Annotated in this window: 15 protein-coding genes; 9 read left to right on the forward strand and 6 right to left on the reverse strand. The window is 60.3% G+C overall.

Going from position 1 to position 14,290, the window contains the following annotated elements; genetic code table 11:
• Positions 1 to 14 precede the first annotated feature (14 nt).
• On the reverse strand, positions 15 to 995 hold the full coding sequence (locus HZZ13_RS10595; protein ID WP_197959557.1) for an alpha-ketoacid dehydrogenase subunit beta: 981 nt from the start codon (positions 993 to 995) through the stop codon (positions 15 to 17).
• Positions 988 to 2,052 carry a pyruvate dehydrogenase (acetyl-transferring) E1 component subunit alpha gene (gene pdhA / locus HZZ13_RS10600; protein ID WP_311972621.1) on the reverse strand — a complete coding sequence of 355 codons (1,065 nt, stop codon included), beginning with the start codon at positions 2,050 to 2,052 and terminating at the stop codon, positions 988 to 990. The genes HZZ13_RS10595 and pdhA overlap by 8 nt, the downstream gene beginning before the upstream one ends.
• A gap of 323 nt (positions 2,053 to 2,375) precedes the next feature.
• Between pdhA and HZZ13_RS10605 the strand changes: the two genes are divergently transcribed.
• The 4 genes from HZZ13_RS10605 (at position 2,376) to HZZ13_RS10620 (ending at position 5,536) form a co-directional block, all read left to right on the forward strand.
• Positions 2,376 to 2,945 carry a TetR/AcrR family transcriptional regulator gene (locus HZZ13_RS10605; protein ID WP_197959559.1) on the forward strand — a complete coding sequence of 190 codons (570 nt, stop codon included), beginning with the start codon at positions 2,376 to 2,378 and terminating at the stop codon, positions 2,943 to 2,945.
• A gap of 50 nt (positions 2,946 to 2,995) precedes the next feature.
• Positions 2,996 to 4,441, forward strand: a complete 1,446-nt coding sequence (locus HZZ13_RS10610; protein WP_197959560.1) for an MFS transporter — start codon at positions 2,996 to 2,998, stop codon at positions 4,439 to 4,441.
• Between the two features lie 45 nt (positions 4,442 to 4,486).
• A complete protein-coding gene (locus HZZ13_RS10615) occupies positions 4,487 to 4,921 on the forward strand; it encodes a nuclear transport factor 2 family protein (RefSeq protein WP_197959561.1) in 435 nt (144 codons plus the stop codon).
• Positions 4,922 to 5,119: 198 nt separating this feature from the next.
• Complete coding sequence (locus HZZ13_RS10620) at positions 5,120 to 5,536, forward strand: alpha/beta fold hydrolase (protein ID WP_311972626.1); 417 nt, start codon at positions 5,120 to 5,122, stop codon at positions 5,534 to 5,536.
• 402 nt (positions 5,537 to 5,938) lie between these two features.
• Here the strand turns inward: HZZ13_RS10620 and HZZ13_RS36740 are convergent, their stop codons facing one another.
• A complete protein-coding gene (locus tag HZZ13_RS36740; protein ID WP_246504370.1) occupies positions 5,939 to 6,154 on the reverse strand; it encodes a hypothetical protein in 216 nt (71 codons plus the stop codon).
• Positions 6,155 to 6,845: 691 nt separating this feature from the next.
• Between HZZ13_RS36740 and HZZ13_RS10630 the strand changes: the two genes are divergently transcribed.
• The 3 genes from HZZ13_RS10630 (at position 6,846) to HZZ13_RS10640 (ending at position 8,985) form a co-directional block, all read left to right on the forward strand.
• Entirely contained in the window at positions 6,846 to 7,088 is a 243-nt protein-coding gene (locus HZZ13_RS10630) for a hypothetical protein (RefSeq protein ID WP_197959563.1), read from the forward strand.
• A gap of 283 nt (positions 7,089 to 7,371) precedes the next feature.
• Positions 7,372 to 8,412 carry a serine/threonine protein kinase gene (locus HZZ13_RS10635; RefSeq protein ID WP_246504371.1) on the forward strand — a complete coding sequence of 347 codons (1,041 nt, stop codon included), beginning with the start codon at positions 7,372 to 7,374 and terminating at the stop codon, positions 8,410 to 8,412.
• Positions 8,413 to 8,529: 117 nt separating this feature from the next.
• Positions 8,530 to 8,985 carry a hypothetical protein gene (locus tag HZZ13_RS10640; protein ID WP_246504372.1) on the forward strand — a complete coding sequence of 152 codons (456 nt, stop codon included), beginning with the start codon at positions 8,530 to 8,532 and terminating at the stop codon, positions 8,983 to 8,985.
• A gap of 119 nt (positions 8,986 to 9,104) precedes the next feature.
• Here the strand turns inward: HZZ13_RS10640 and HZZ13_RS10645 are convergent, their stop codons facing one another.
• Positions 9,105 to 9,488: an H-NS histone family protein gene (locus HZZ13_RS10645; protein WP_197959564.1), complete on the reverse strand. Its 384-nt coding sequence runs from the start codon at positions 9,486 to 9,488 to the stop codon at positions 9,105 to 9,107.
• A gap of 185 nt (positions 9,489 to 9,673) precedes the next feature.
• Between HZZ13_RS10645 and HZZ13_RS10650 the strand changes: the two genes are divergently transcribed.
• Entirely contained in the window at positions 9,674 to 9,958 is a 285-nt protein-coding gene (locus HZZ13_RS10650) for a hypothetical protein (protein WP_197959565.1), read from the forward strand.
• 238 nt (positions 9,959 to 10,196) lie between these two features.
• Entirely contained in the window at positions 10,197 to 10,565 is a 369-nt protein-coding gene (locus HZZ13_RS10655) for an H-NS histone family protein (protein ID WP_197959566.1), read from the forward strand.
• A gap of 55 nt (positions 10,566 to 10,620) precedes the next feature.
• Here the strand turns inward: HZZ13_RS10655 and HZZ13_RS10660 are convergent, their stop codons facing one another.
• Together HZZ13_RS10660 and HZZ13_RS10665 are read right to left on the reverse strand one after the other, a co-directional pair.
• Entirely contained in the window at positions 10,621 to 12,087 is a 1,467-nt protein-coding gene (locus tag HZZ13_RS10660) for an exopolysaccharide biosynthesis polyprenyl glycosylphosphotransferase (RefSeq protein WP_197959567.1), read from the reverse strand.
• A 119-nt stretch (positions 12,088 to 12,206) separates the two neighbouring features.
• Positions 12,207 to 14,285, reverse strand: coding sequence for a hypothetical protein (locus tag HZZ13_RS10665; protein ID WP_197959568.1), 2,079 nt, complete (start codon positions 14,283 to 14,285; stop codon positions 12,207 to 12,209).
• Positions 14,286 to 14,290: the final 5 nt, after the last annotated feature.

Genomic DNA, 14,290 nt, shown 5'->3' on the forward strand with positions numbered 1-14,290 from the left:
AACGTCCGTCCGATTTAGCTGAATTGGCACACTTTGCGTGTCGCGGTCGTGATGCGTTCGACAGAAGGCATATAGTGTTGCTCGAGGCGTGCCATAGGGATGACGGTGTCGTAACCGCTGATACGCGTCACCGGCGCAAGCAGCGAGGACAGGCCACGCTCCGCGATCGTCGCGGCGATCTCTGCTCCAAATCCGCCGGTGCGTGCCGCCTCGTGCACAATCACGCAGCGCCCGGTCTTCGCGACCGAACCGAGCACGGTGCTTTCATCATATGGCTTCAGGGTGGCAAGATCGATGACCTCTGCAGCGATGCCCTCGGCGGAAAGCGTATCGGCCGCGGCCATGGTCTCCTTTAAAACCGCGCCCCAACTGATCAACGTGACGTCGTGACCTTCCCGCAGGACAAAGGCACGATCGAGCGGCAAGGCTTCGCCATTGTCCTCCACTTCGCCTTTCGCTGCGCGGTACAGCCGTGTTGGCTCCAGAAACACCACCGGATCGGGATCGCGGATCGCTGCGAGGAGAAGACCATATGCGCGTTCCGGCGACGAAGGCATGACAACTCGTAAGCCCGGAATGTGGGCGAGCATCGCCTCGGTGCTTTCGGAATGATGCTCGGGCGCGCGAATGCCGGCTCCATGTGGCGTGCGCAGAACCATCGGGCAGGTGAGGCGTCCCTGGGTGCGATTGCGCATTCTCGATGCATGGTTCACCAGTTGATCCAGGCAGGGATAGATAAATCCCATAAATTGGATCTCGCCGACGGGTTTGAGCCCCTGCGCCGCCATGCCGACGCAAAGACCGCTAATGAGAAGCTCGGCAAGCGGCGTGTCCAGAACACGCTCCGCTCCAAAGCGCTTCTGCAGGCCCACGGTGGCGCGGAAGACGCCGCCGTCGACGCCGATATCCTCTCCGAGAACGACCACGCTCGGGTCATCCTCCATTGCGCGTCCGAGCGCCAGGTTGATGGCTTCGACCAACGTTATCTCAGCCATCGTTCTCTCCCGAGAGTTCACGACGTTGCGCGGCGTAGGCCTCGGGCAGGTCGGCATAAAGATGATCGAACATAGTCTCGGGACGCCGTGGCTCGGTCGCCAAATAGCGCTCGACCGCCGCCTCGATACGTTCATGGCACTCGGCCGCCAGTTGCTCCTCGTCCCGCTTGCTCCACATTTTTTGGCGAACGAGATAAGACCTGAGCCGCGCAACCGGCTCCTGCTTCCAATGAACCTGGACGTCTTCGGCCGAACGATAGCGGGATGCATCGTCGGAAGTTGTATGATCGCCGAGCCGATAGGTGACCGCCTCGATCAAGCGAGGGCCTCTGCCGTCGCGGGCCGCGGCGAGGGCCTCTGCAGCCGCAGCGCGTAGCGCCACCACGTCGTTCCCGTCGACCTGCTCGCCGGTGAAGCCTGCGGCGATGGCTTTTTGCGCCAGCGTTTCCGACCCGCTCTGCAGCCGCAACGGCACCGATATGGCCCATTGATTGTTGGTGGCGACGAATACAATCGGCAATTTGTGCACGCCGGCGAAATTCATCGCCTCGTAAACATCGCCTTTCGAGGTGGCGCCGTCGCCGAACATGCAGACGGCGACACGCGGCTCTTTGCGAAGCTTGAAGGCATACGCGACGCCGGCGGCATGCGGCGCCTGAGATCCGACAGGAACGCAAAACGGGAAATCATGTACCGGCCCCGAGAAGTCATTGCCGCGTTCGTCCCCACCCCAAAACAACAGAATTTCCTCCAACTTGACGCCACGCCAAATCAGGGCACCGTTGTCGCGATACGAGGGGACCAGCACGTCTTCATCTTGCATCGCACTCGCAATCCCCACCGAGACTGCTTCCTGCCCGAGCGAGACCGCATAGGTCCCGAGCCGGCCGGTGCGCTGCAATGCGACAGCCTTTCGGTCAAAGTGCCGGAGCAGCACCATGGCGCGATACAGCGCGACAAGCAGCTTGGAATCGGTGGTGAAGGCGGGGAGCGGCCGCTTTGCCGAGCCGTCTGGCGCGAGATAGTCGCGGCGGCGCACGTCGAAGCGCGCGATCACGGGGAGCTCTTCGCTTGCCCTTCTGCTGGCCACGCTCTCCCTCCCGGAGTGACGAGTGCCTACGTCCCGAAGTTCATCTGGTGCTTGGGCCGTGGCGATGCAATACCGTGGTTAGTCCACTCCGGCGCAGAGTTCGGGGGAGTGGCGCACGACCGCCACATCAAAATTGCCCGCTAAATGCGCCGGCGGGCGCCACAAGGCACCTTAACCTTGGGTGCGCTCCATTCTCGCGCCTCGCGTGCTCCATGGCTTGCCGCCGTTCGCGTGGCTTGACTGTCTTGTTTTTCGGGACTATCAATTACGGACCAATCGGTCCGTAAAAAATGGCGCGGCTCAGAGAATTCGATTATGACGAGGTGCTCGACAGCGGGCTCCAGCTGTTCTGGCGCGCGGGGTATGAAGCGACGTCGCTCGGCGACCTGCTCGAAAAGACGGGGTTGAGCAAGAGCAGCCTTTACGGGGCATTCGGCAGCAAACATGAAATGCTGCTGGCCGCGCTCGACCGCTACATCGACACGGTGCTGCAGGCGAATATCGAAGACCTGCGGCGCGGGCCTGCACGTGCCGCGATCGTTCGCAGCTTCGAGAAGATCCTGGGCCTTGCGCCATCCTCCAAGCTTTGTTTCCTGCAAGTTTGCGCGACAGAACTGGCGGGGCACGACCAACCCGTCCGCGCACGCATTCGTCGCGGACTCGAGCAGCTGCAGAGGGCTTACCGTGACGCAATCCTGCGAGGAAGGGCGGAAGGAGAATTCGCTTCCGTCGCCGATCCAGACGCACTTTCGGCCTTTCTGGTTGCGAACCTTTACGGACTGCAGATGCTGGGGCGCGCCGGATTCGAAGCCGATATCCGCAAGAGAACGCTCACGCTGGCGCTGAATGCCTTGGGCTGATTTTTTTTTGACAAAATGTGGACCGATAGGTCCATAACAAGGAGAGGAAAATGGCCATCGAACGATTCACGAGCCATCAGCGCTGGGTGCTGGCCGTGACCGCCGCCGCCTCGTTCATCGCCGTCATGGACGGCATGGTCGTGACCACGGCGCTGGGCGCAATCCGTCGCGACCTGTCGGCACCGTTGTCCGCGCTGCACTGGACGATGACGGCCTACAGCCTGAGTTTCGCCGCGCTCCTGATGGCAGGCGCGGCCCTTGGCGATCGCTTCGGGCGTCGCTCGATCTTCATCTTCGGCCTGTCGGCTTTTGCGGTGTCGTCGATGGGCTGCGCGGCGGCAACCAGCATCGAATGGCTGATCGCCTCGCGCGCATTGCAAGGTGCCGCCTCGGCGTTGCTCGTCCCGGTCGCCATGACCCTGCTCGGAGCAGCGGTGACTCCGGCTCAACGCCCCCGTGCGATGGGCCTGTTCAGCGCGCTCACGGGTCTGGCCGTGTTGTCCGGACCGGTTATCGGCGGCTTGCTGGTGGATGCGCTCGGTTGGCGCTGGGTGTTCTGGATCAATCTGCCGCTCTGTGCCGGCACGGCGGGGCTGGCGATGCTGCGCCTCGATCGCGACGATCGCATCGCCGCTCCAATCGATTGGCCCGGCGTGGCCCTGCTGACCGCGGCAATGACGGCCGTCGTTTGGGGCCTCTCGGAAGGCAATGCGTCCGGCTGGTCCGGCACGGCCGTGCTCCTCGCTCTGACCGGAGGGGCGGCGGCGACCCTCGCCTTCCTTGCCTGGCAGCGTCTGTGCACGTTTCCGCTCGTGCCGAGCCGATTGCTGGCCTCGGCTCGGTTTAGGGCAGGCAACATCGCATGCCTGCTGATGTTCATGAGCATGATAGGCACGCTCATCTTCATGCCCCAGTATTTCTCGATTGTGCAGCAGGCGAGCGCGTCGGGAGCAGGCGAACGAATGCTGCCGTGGACGCTATCGCTGTTCGCGGTCGCGCCGCTCGGCGGGATCGCTGCCGGCCGATTCGGAGAGAAGCTCCCGGCGGTGACGGGCCTGCTGCTGCAGAGCGCGGCGTTGCTGTGGATGTCGGTCCTCTGCGGCAGCGTCTATGGCTACGGCGCCTGGATCGCGCCGCTGGTGCTGGCAGGCGGCGGCATAGCGTTGGCGATGCCGGCTGTGCAGAGTGCGGTGCTCGGCTCCGTCGCGCCGACGGATATGGGGAAAGCCTCGGGTGTCTACAACACCATGCGCCAGCTGGGATGGGCCTGGGGCGCTGCGGCGGCGGTCGCGGTCTTCGGCGGCGCAGGCAGTCTCACAAACGCGAACACGATGGCGGCCGGCTATGCCGCGGTGCTGCTGTTGACGGCAGCACTGTCGGCAGTCGCTGCGCTGGTCTCGTTGCGGTTGTCCAAGGCCGGCGCGTTGACGTCAGTCGGAATGGCGGCCGGCGCTTCGCCTGCGAATGATCTGGGCAAGGCGGTTGAAACCGCATGACGCCCTGCAGCCAAGCTCTTCTCACCACAGTCAAGGAACGATGAAATGACGGATCAGCGAACTTTCGGCGGTACCGCGGTGCAAGCCGCTCCGAGCGGGGAGGACATCCGGGAAGCCAACAAACGCACGGTGCTGGCATTCTATGATGCCGCGTTAAGACAGTCGGATTTCACCGCCGCCGCCGTCCACTTCGGGCCGCATTACATCCAGCATAATCCGATGATCGAGGACGGCATCGACGGTTTCCGCTCGTTCCTCCATGAGCTCAAGCAGCAATTTCCTGAACTGCGCAGCGACATCAAGCGCGTCTTTGCCGATGGAGACTTCGTCATCCTTCATGTTCACGCCAGGCGCCAGCCGGGCGAATTGGGATTGGCGATCGTGGACATCTTCCGGCTCGATGACGGCAAGATCGTCGAGCACTGGGACGTGCGTCAGCCGCTCGGGGAAGCCGCGGCTCATCCCAACGGCATGTTCTAGGCGCGATTCACGTTCAAAGACTTGAGAGGAAAATCAGGTGGAAGAGTTCGTTACGTCCGCTGAAGATGCATCGCTGCAGCATGCGACCGCGGAGATCGAACCCGGCGTCAGCATTCATTATGTCGACGCCGGCAGCGGCGCCCGCCGGTTGTCCTTCTGCATGGCTTTCCACAGACCTGGCGAGCCTGGCGCCATGTCATACCGCGGCTGGTCGACGAAGGGTTTCGCGTCATCGCGCCCGACTATCGCGGCGCCGGCAACTCGTCCAGACCGTCTTCCGGCTATGACAAGCGCACGATGGCATCGGATATTTACCGGCTGCCGTACGAGCATCTGAAACTCTCGTCTCCGGTTGCAATGGTCGGACATGATATCGGTCTCATGGTGGCTTCCCTAGCTTCGTCGACACTGCGCCGGCCTCCTGAGCGCAGGGGAAGCTCGCGATGGCTGTGGGTGCCACCAATTACTACTAGCGTTGAGGGGATTCAGCGGTGGCACTTCATCGAGACGGCAAATCCGCGCTTGCGACCGCAAACACGAATGCGGATTGACACGGGTGAGAGCGCCGCGCTGATCGATCAAGGCGTTCAAGTGTCGTCCAGTGAACGGAGATAACTCTTAGCGTTTCATCGCGCGGGGCCTTCGGGCGCGCGATACCGACGCTGATCGTCGTCTTTGTCCCGAGTGCCGTGCTTCCGCACTTCGTACTCTCTCGCGGAGTCGCTTCACTTGAGCGAGCAGGCTCACGAGCTCGATCTTTGTGTCACGCAGAACAGCCAGACTGCAAACCCCACTACTCACTACAACACCCCCAAACAGGCCCTTGCCGAATTCGTGACGGAAGCTCGGATTTGTGGCGACGTGCCAACAACGTCTAAGCGATGGCCACCGGAGGCGTCGGTTCGTTTTACGACAATGCGCGAAAATATTCTCAGGGGTTGCAATGCGTTGCAGCAGCAACGCGCTATCGGAAGGGGAATTTTGGACGCACTCTCTGAAGCGCGCCCGTCATTTGCATCAGCACGTTGGCGCCGTACGAGCGACCGCTACCGTTTTGATGATTGGCTCCTCGACCCAGGCCTCGCGGGCAAACCAGTTGTGATTGGCCCGACAGTCCGGACAAAGAGTATTGCCGAAAAACACGATGCTTCGCAGGAAAGTCTCACGATCGGATTTAATGCCGGTCGGAATCGCGCGGCCGGATTGCGGACACTTGACCATGATCATGCCCATACGAGCCTCCCTGAAACACGTATTTGTCGAGTAAAAGGGCCGGCCGGCTGGAGTGCGCTCTCGTCGGTGCGGGGTGACTTGGGGGGCATCGCACCTGGGGTCGTTGTTCGAGCAAAGGGCAGCTTGCTCGTGACGACGCTTCTCCAACCGGCCGGATTCCTGCTTGGCGAATTCTTGGGATATTGCGGGCTTTCGCCGCAAAACTGAATGATGTGCGACCTCAACCGAAAGCTTCTGGGAGGCGCCTAATAATCGCGTCGAAATACCCGCGACTTCGTGCGGAACGTTCCCCCTGCAACGAAACTATCCATTTCCTCTCGACGGACGGATCAGCCAACCGGATCACTGGTGTCACTCCCTCAGGTGCAGTTCGTTACTATTCTATTTTTTATTTAATGTGCAAATTAAAATTGGCGCTGTCGGTCCGATTTGCGACTCTCGGCTGATTTATTTTTTTGCGCGGCGCGAATGCATTGGCGAAAAACGTCAGTCCTGTTCTCCCAGGCTTCGGTTAGCCCTAATTCTCAAGTCAGTTCGGCGCATGCTGCGCTTTACTCGTGGTGCTGGATGGTCGCGCCAGGTTCAAATGTGAAACAAATTTTGATTATAACCAAGATCTGTAAATCTCGTTGTTAATTGCTGCCGATCACGTAAGCTAAACTCGTCCAGGTTTCTTCGGCTGGAGGAGACGATGTGGGAATTAATTCTTAACGAGTACAACCTCACCTCCGAGACGCTGCAGTTGGCTCAGATGCGCGCAGAATTGGTCAGCATTGGCGAGAAGGAGCGCATTCTGAGACAACGGAGTGCCGATCGCGAAGCTTATCGGTACCTATTGGATGCTCATCGGTTGGCCGCCAGAACGAGTCTCCTTGAGCAGGGTTTGAACATTTCTCCTCAAGACGGGGGCAAGGACGGTCAGCTCGCGGCATGACCGGCCGGATTGACGTGTCGAAGTGAGCCGGACCGGGTGGCGTGTGTTCGGTTTAATGGAAATCGCAGCGCCGCAGGCCGGCCTAGATTGAATGTCGCAGGCGGCGGCGGTCCGCTTGTCGGGTGCCGCGACAACATCGCATCCCGGAGGCTCTCGCCGCCTCGCCGGTACAGGCGAGGCAGAATGGTTCACATTGGTGGAAGCCGTGCTGGAAAGATCGTCGGCAGAGATAGTGTTGAGACCGGCTCCGGATGCAGTATTCGCGCTGTTGGATGGCCGACCAATGATCTTCAGCGAAGCGGGGCAGAAGATCTTTGAACTCGACCGAGTAGGGGCATTCATCTGGTGTAAGTTAGGAGAAGGCGCCTCGCTGGGAGACATTTACCGGGGGCTTGGGGCGCAAGGCATTGACGAGCACACGGCACGCCAGTTCACGCAAGAGGTCGTAAATGCCTGGGTCGATCGGGCATTGCTCGAAGTCGATTGGCGGATGCCGACCGATTGGGCCTTCGCAGCAAAACTCGGTGGACACAGAATAACCGTCCGGGCCGCAAATCGGGACCTCTTGGGACGGCTGCTGTCGCCGTTTTGTGTTTCGGACCAGGGCGCCGGCGGCCATGGCGACATCGCGATCGAGGCAATGATGCTGGATGAGCAAGCGTTCTTGCGCGGAGAGGATTCCAGCATTTTCAGATGCGAAGTCGATGCACTCGCCCCCACGATCAAAGCTCATGTCACCGAGCGGCTCATTCGAAGCAACCGTTGGGTCTTCTCCCTTCATGCCGCTTCTCTCGTGAAAGACGGCATGGGTCTGCTGTTATGCGGCCATCCGGGAGCTGGAAAGTCTACCCTCACGCTGCAGCTGGTGGACGCCGGACTTCGGTACGCCGGCGATGACGTCGCGCTGGTTGGTGGCGACGGAACGATCTGCGGAGTTCCGTTTGCGCTCACCCTCAAGGAAGGATCGTGGGACTTGCTCTCGCGACTACATGGCGACCGGTACGACGCGACGCATTGCCGCTCTGACGGCGTTCGGGTGCGGTATGTCCCCATTCCGGATGCGCAGAACGAATGCTTCTCCGCAGGCTGGATCATGTTCCTGAACCGGGTCACGAGCGGGCCGGCCGAACTGACCGCAATAGATCGTCTGGATTCGATGAAGCGGCTCATCGAGAACGCATTTGCCGGCGATGGTAGACTGTCGCAGACTGGCTTTTTTGCTCTAAAGCGGATGGTCGCGGGCGCGCAATCGTTTCAACTAACGTACCGCGAGGCCGGAGAGGCTCGGCGTCTGCTTATGGATTTGTGCGATGGCAAGGCATAGCAGCGCGCTCACGAGCCTCTGCAATTGCTTGCGGGGCATGCCGCCCGCCGACGTAGAGTGGACGTCCGCCATCGAGCTCGAGGCGTATATATCCCCACGCCAACCTTCCAAGCGCTCATGTTGATCATCCATGATCAGTTTCAAGACTATGGTTATTGGCTCGGCGACCTCGACCTGCGGCACCTTGTTGAATTGCGCGACCTAAGCAATTCCGCCCAGCCCGTAGATTGGGAGAAGCTTACCTCTCTTGTCTCGGGCGACTTGATGAAGAACGCGGTCGAAACCCAGCTGATCGCTCTTGCCGAGCTGCTCGGCGTCGATGTTCCGCGCGCGTTGCGCTCCCGACTAATTCCTCGCCTGCAGTTCATGCGACAGGTGATGCAAGCACGCTTTCCGGCCACACGCGTTCCCTTCCTCGCATTGACGGCGCCGGATCTCGGAAATTACCGGAAAGCGGCACGCGGCGCCCGGCAATCCGCCGCGTATCCGCGTGGACTGTGGTCCTTGCCGAGGGTGGCCACCGTGCAGTTCCTGTTGAAGGCGGCCGTCGCGGTGCGGGCAGGGAAGGTCTAGACCACAAGTGCCTTCGGTCGGGCGGCAGATTCCCTCGGCGGGCACCTTCAATCGACTGCGTGCGCAGCAAGTGGAGCCAACAATTCGCTCCTAATGGTATTTGCGGGAGCGGGGGGTCATCAATGCTCGTGACCACCAGCATTCCGGTTGGGCGCTTCGGTGTTCTCGCGAATCCTGAACTCCTCCAAGGTGTGTCCTGATTGGAGCGCTGCGACCAACCAGCGTGGCTGTTTGCCACGCCCAGACCAAGTCTCCGTGGGCTTGAGGGGATTGAAGTATTTCGGAACGACCTTCGGGTATTTGCGGCGAGGGGGCTGACTTGAGCCGGTCGCTGGCGCCCCGCCCTCCGCCCCGCCGAATTGTTCCGGCTGATTGAGTTGCGCCAGGCGCTTTTCCAATTCCCGCTTTTCGGCTGTGATCTTTTCAGCAAGAATCTTTGTCAGCTCCTCGTGGAGGAGCCAAAGTTCTTCAAAATCCATGGCTTCGAGATCCTGCCTGCGCATAGCATTCTCGTCACCGTTCGACCGGCGCCTTGCCGACCTGTCCGTCACCTACGCCGAATATCGCGGCGAGCAATAGGCGGGGCAGGGCTTGGTCTTCAAAGTGTCCGCAACAATAAATAAATAATATATTATTTAATATATATAGCGAGGATTATTTTCATCTATTTATTGCGGGCGAGGAAACCTTGCTGAAGGATCGAAGAGAAGCATTGGAGATGTCGACTGTCCGTCTTAAAGCGGCGATCAGTCGGTTTATCGCTCCTTCGGCCGCGCCGGTCGACATCGGTGCTCGAGTGACAAATGCGGCTCCGGCAACTGGCGCCGACAGAAATCGCAGTCATAAGCTCGCGATTGCGGCGGGCCGATGGCCGCATTTCAGGGGGGTTGCCAACGAAGAAACGCGGCCTTGCGCGCCGGTCGTATTCGCCGAGGGCGCGGCGGAGCAGAGTGCGCTCGCGCGCCGTTTTTAATGAGAACACTTCTCGCTTGAATCGTGCCTCGGTGCTCGCACGGCGCGTGTTGTTACTGTGGTCGCTATTAAATTGAGCGGATAATCCCTTTTTTTGTCTTGATTGGAACCGGCGACGCAGTTATGTGGGGCACCGAACCTGCCGTTCGGTTCCACGTATTTTTTTGACTGACCCAACCCTAGGTCCTTGATTACTAGGTCGGGATTATATTAAATGGGCGCAACCACAGGATGCCAGCATGTCGACCAAGAAGCTCGAACTAGAAGCGATGTCCCTCGATGATCTATGGTCGCTTCATGAGGAGATTAGCGGCATTTTGTCGGATCGGATCAAGGCGGAAAAGCAGGAACTTGAGAAGCGTCTGGCGGTCCTCGGCGGTGGGATGGCTGCGTTAGCCGAAACAAGCGGGCTGGGTGTCTCTCCCACCGGCAAACAGAGGCGCAAATATCCGCGTGTACTCCCGAAGTATCGTAACCCGCAAACTTCCGAAACCTGGTCGGGACGTGGCAAGCGGCCGCGTTGGTTGGTTGCCGCCATGAAATCCGGCCGTCGGATCGAGGAGTTTCGCATCGGAGAGGCGGCTCCGAAGCTTCGGCAGCGGGCGTGAGAACTTGCTGCGCCAGCGAACTGGCGCAGCTCGGCGCTTTGTGTCTAGATCAAGCCTAGTAGGCGTTGCGCCCTCGCAATACTTCCATAGGAGTTCGCAACAGGATTGCGAGATCCAGCCGAATACTCCAATTGTCGATGTACCAGAGGTCGTACTGGACACGGGCTTCGATCAGCGACGCCGTGGGCGTTGCGCCGCGGCAGCCGTGGACTTGGGCCCATCCGGTCAGTCCCGGTCTGACCCTGCGGCGAAAGGCGTAGTTTCGCACGAGCTTGTCAAACTGTCCGTCGTGGGCCAAGGCGTGAGGGCGCGGGCCTACCAGCGACATACTGCCCTCGAGGACATTTAGCAGTTGCGGCAGTTCATCGAAGCTCGTCCGGCGCAGCAATTTTCCCACGCGGGTGACGCGTCGGTCCAGAGGGGTAGCCTGAGCGATCACGTGGCCGTCCTCGAGAACATGCATGGTCCGAAACTTGCGGATCAAGAATGTCCGACCATTGAAGCCACAGCGTTGCTGCCGGAAGAACACTGGGCCGGGAGAATCCAGTTTGATTGCGATAGCGGCGAGCGCAAGTAGTGGTGCAGATATCACCAGCGCGAGCCCCGCGCCGACAACATCAATGAATCGCTTGGTTGCGCACTCGAGGGAGGTAAGGGGACCGCGCTGCAATTCGACGCAAACGGCACTTCCCAGGCTCCGTGTCGGATGTCGAAGCAATTCGGATGTCGTGCCGACAGGCACGAACATAATTGGGAACGGCAATACCCGGAGATCGGCGACAAGCGCTCGGAGCTCGGGCCATCGCTCCGGACCGGCTTCGACTACCACCTGGTCTAGCGGAGCGTTGCGAATATAGTCAATCACGCGAGAAGCAAATCGCTTTCGGCCGGCTGGCCCGAAGCCAATCGGCGGCAGGGTGAACCGCCCCCGGACGCAATATCCGTGCATAGCCAAGGCCTCCGGCAGGCCGGCGTCTTTCGAAAGGGGCTGGTCGCTGATCAGAACGATATTGGTGCTAGCGAATTTTCTTTCGCTCAGACCTCTGATCAGCAGCAACCGCATCCCCCATCGCTCGGCTACAAGGAGTGCCAAACCGAGGATGGCGAAGAGCGGGCCTGCTTCCTGCGATGCGTCCGGGCGAATCGCAAAGCCGTACGCGGCCCAAATCAAGAACAACAATGACGTCCAGGTGATGCAGACGGCCCGAACCTGGTTCTTGAGCAGGAAGAGCTCAACCGGGCGATAGAGACCCTGAGCCTTCAGCACGGAGACCACACAAGCTGCGCTGACCAGTGCTAACCCAAGGGCGCTGCCATGATCTCCCTCCGGCTGCCCGTTCTGGAACCGGTACAGTAAAGTGGAGGCGACGCTCGCGAACAAAATCGTCGCAACATCGGCACAGAGTGCAACGTGTTCGATCCAGTCGTAACGCAGGGGCCATTTATGCCGAGATATTGACGGCTCCAGACTGACACGAGCCGCATCCTTTTGGTCGAGGAAGTGTCGGTTCACGAAGTTCATGGCCAGGGCACTCGGATTAATATTTAATCTATTATTAATTTATTGGATGTTTCAAGCGAAAATAGCGATTTAAATATTTTCTCTTGGATTTGGCGGATCGAATTGAAATACCTCGGGAACTACCGCGCCAAGCCGCTCCCGCGTGTGCCGTTCGGCGAAGGGACGTCAGTTCCAGGCGGAGGAACCCGCTTGCGCGTGCTTTGAAGCGCGGCTGAATCCCACTCCGCAATCAGATCATCCACCAAGCCCCTCCCGTCTGCCGACGCCGATTGATAGGCGGCGACAAGAGCAGGGCGGAGACTGGACTGTTTAGTCAGGGCAATCTTGACGTCACGCTGTACCAGCTCACGCAGTTCGGGGTCGCTTGCCACTGAGAGCTCGCCGAGAGCGACAGTCAGTCTTAGCGGCAGCAAGGCCAGATCGTTTGGCGCTGTGTAGTACGACAGTTTCAGCAAGGTCGGGACGTCGTATTCCGCCGATCTCCGCTCCTTCGAGAGCGCCGCAAGCATAAGCCAAAGATCGCCTCGTAGTGGCGAGCGCTGCAGTGCCCGTGCCACATCCGGCGCGTCCGGATCGGCTCCGATCTCCGGCTTTGACGCTGCGGCTTCGTTGGCGGTGGGTTGTTGCGCAGGAGCGAGCCTCCCTGGACGCAAATCGCCGTCACCGCGCAGTGAGCTCGAAGGCGGCCTTAGAAAGGCCTGTCGGGCCGCCTGGCTGGCGGCAAGCGCTTCAACCGGCAAACCGCGCGGATACGACGGTTTCGCGAACAGCCAGATTGTTTGCGCGATCAGGACGACGGCAACGGAGCCCAATCCGATACGCATCGATGCATTGCCAATCGCAAAAGTGCGTGTTGGCGCACATGTCGGACCTGGGCGATCCGGCTCACGCGTTGATCGTGACGGCAAGGTCGCAGTCGCGGTATCACGCTGGCTTTGAGCAATCGCCAGTCCAAACACGGCGGCAGCCAACAGCGATGCGCCGAACTCGAGAACACCGTCTTCGACCAAGGTTAGCATGGCTAGTGCAGCCGCGGCGCCGGACCCAATGGCCGCGTAGACGTAGTCACGCCTTCGCCGCAGGGAACAGCTGAGAAGAGCCGCCGCGCTAAGTACCGCAACTATCAAAAGGCCATACAGAAAGGCGTGACCCATTTCGATCGCGATGGCGGCGGCAGCCGTCGGGCGCTCTTGCGACAACGTCGCGCCGATATCGCGATGGATCGGCAGCAGTGCCACGTACGTTCCCGCTCCGGACCCCGCTTGGCCGGTATCTTGCAACATCCGTTCAGTCGCCGCGACGTGATGCGTGGACAGGGCGATCGCGAGATCGGCATTTTGCCTCACCGGGAGCACGGTGAACGCCGCCAGATGGAGAATTGCTGCCGTGGCGAGCACACTCGCCATTCCCCAAATCCCATAGAACCAGTTCTGGATCACGAACGCGGCGAGAACGATCCCCACTCCGAGCAGTGCAGCTATTGCAATTCCCGTCCCGTCTCCCCTGGCAAGGACCGCCGACAGGCAAAGAAGCGTTGCCAGGAGTGCGAACGATAGGGTTGTCGCCAGCTGAATTGAGACTTGCTTGACCCGGCGGCGTTCCTCGAACGCACGGGCCGTCATCGCCACAGAAAGTACCAGGCCCAGCACCGCCGGTGCTGCGCCGGTCACGACCAGCACAGGAGTATCGCCGGGTGAGAGACCGTCCGCTCCTATCGTCCGCCGCATCAGCACGTACGCACTGACGATCGCGGCACCCGAGACCAGCATGGTGAGAAGTTGCCACGCACGCTGCTTGTCCAGCGCGACGACGGTCGCGATCAGCGCGAGGGCGACAGCAGTACCGTAATGCAAGAATGCGCGCACGGTTGCGCCGGTGTCCACCGTGAGCCGTTCAGCAAGGGAGACATTCAACGCGGCCGATGCGGTTGCCCATATCGGATTGCCGGATCCCTGGATAGGAATCGGAGCGAGTTGAAGAGCCATGTAGATTGCCGGTACAACAAGGATGACGAGGAGAAATGGCGACAACCGTCGTACCAGGCAGGCGATCGCCGAAGAGGAGGCGAAGACTGCAATTGCCAGCACCGCCATCGCCAGAAGGGTAGAGCATAGAGCTCGCGCTTGCTGGGTATCAGGCATTGCAAAAGCCGCGGCGAGGGACACCAAGAGTGCCAGCATCAGGAACCTGACGAGCATACAAG

This window comes from Bradyrhizobium agreste, from assembly GCF_016031625.1.
GTDB lineage: Bacteria > Pseudomonadota > Alphaproteobacteria > Rhizobiales > Xanthobacteraceae > Bradyrhizobium > Bradyrhizobium agreste.

Bases quoted from the DNA above. Each gene is read 5' to 3' on its own strand.
- HZZ13_RS10595 (WP_197959557.1), bottom strand. From the start codon at position 995: ATGGCTGAGATAACGTTGGTCGAAGCCATCAACCTGGCGCTCGGACGC.
- HZZ13_RS10605 (WP_197959559.1), top strand. From the start codon at position 2,376: ATGGCGCGGCTCAGAGAATTCGATTATGACGAGGTGCTCGACAGCGGG.
- HZZ13_RS10610 (WP_197959560.1), top strand. From the start codon at position 2,996: ATGGCCATCGAACGATTCACGAGCCATCAGCGCTGGGTGCTGGCCGTG.
- HZZ13_RS10615 (WP_197959561.1), top strand. From the start codon at position 4,487: ATGACGGATCAGCGAACTTTCGGCGGTACCGCGGTGCAAGCCGCTCCG.
- HZZ13_RS36740 (WP_246504370.1), bottom strand. From the start codon at position 6,154: ATGGGCATGATCATGGTCAAGTGTCCGCAATCCGGCCGCGCGATTCCG.
- HZZ13_RS10630 (WP_197959563.1), top strand. From the start codon at position 6,846: ATGTGGGAATTAATTCTTAACGAGTACAACCTCACCTCCGAGACGCTG.
- HZZ13_RS10635 (WP_246504371.1), top strand. From the start codon at position 7,372: ATGATCTTCAGCGAAGCGGGGCAGAAGATCTTTGAACTCGACCGAGTA.
- HZZ13_RS10640 (WP_246504372.1), top strand. From the start codon at position 8,530: ATGTTGATCATCCATGATCAGTTTCAAGACTATGGTTATTGGCTCGGC.
- HZZ13_RS10645 (WP_197959564.1), bottom strand. From the start codon at position 9,488: ATGCGCAGGCAGGATCTCGAAGCCATGGATTTTGAAGAACTTTGGCTC.
- HZZ13_RS10655 (WP_197959566.1), top strand. From the start codon at position 10,197: ATGTCGACCAAGAAGCTCGAACTAGAAGCGATGTCCCTCGATGATCTA.
- HZZ13_RS10660 (WP_197959567.1), bottom strand. From the start codon at position 12,087: ATGAACTTCGTGAACCGACACTTCCTCGACCAAAAGGATGCGGCTCGT.
- HZZ13_RS10665 (WP_197959568.1), bottom strand. From the start codon at position 14,285: ATGCTCGTCAGGTTCCTGATGCTGGCACTCTTGGTGTCCCTCGCCGCG.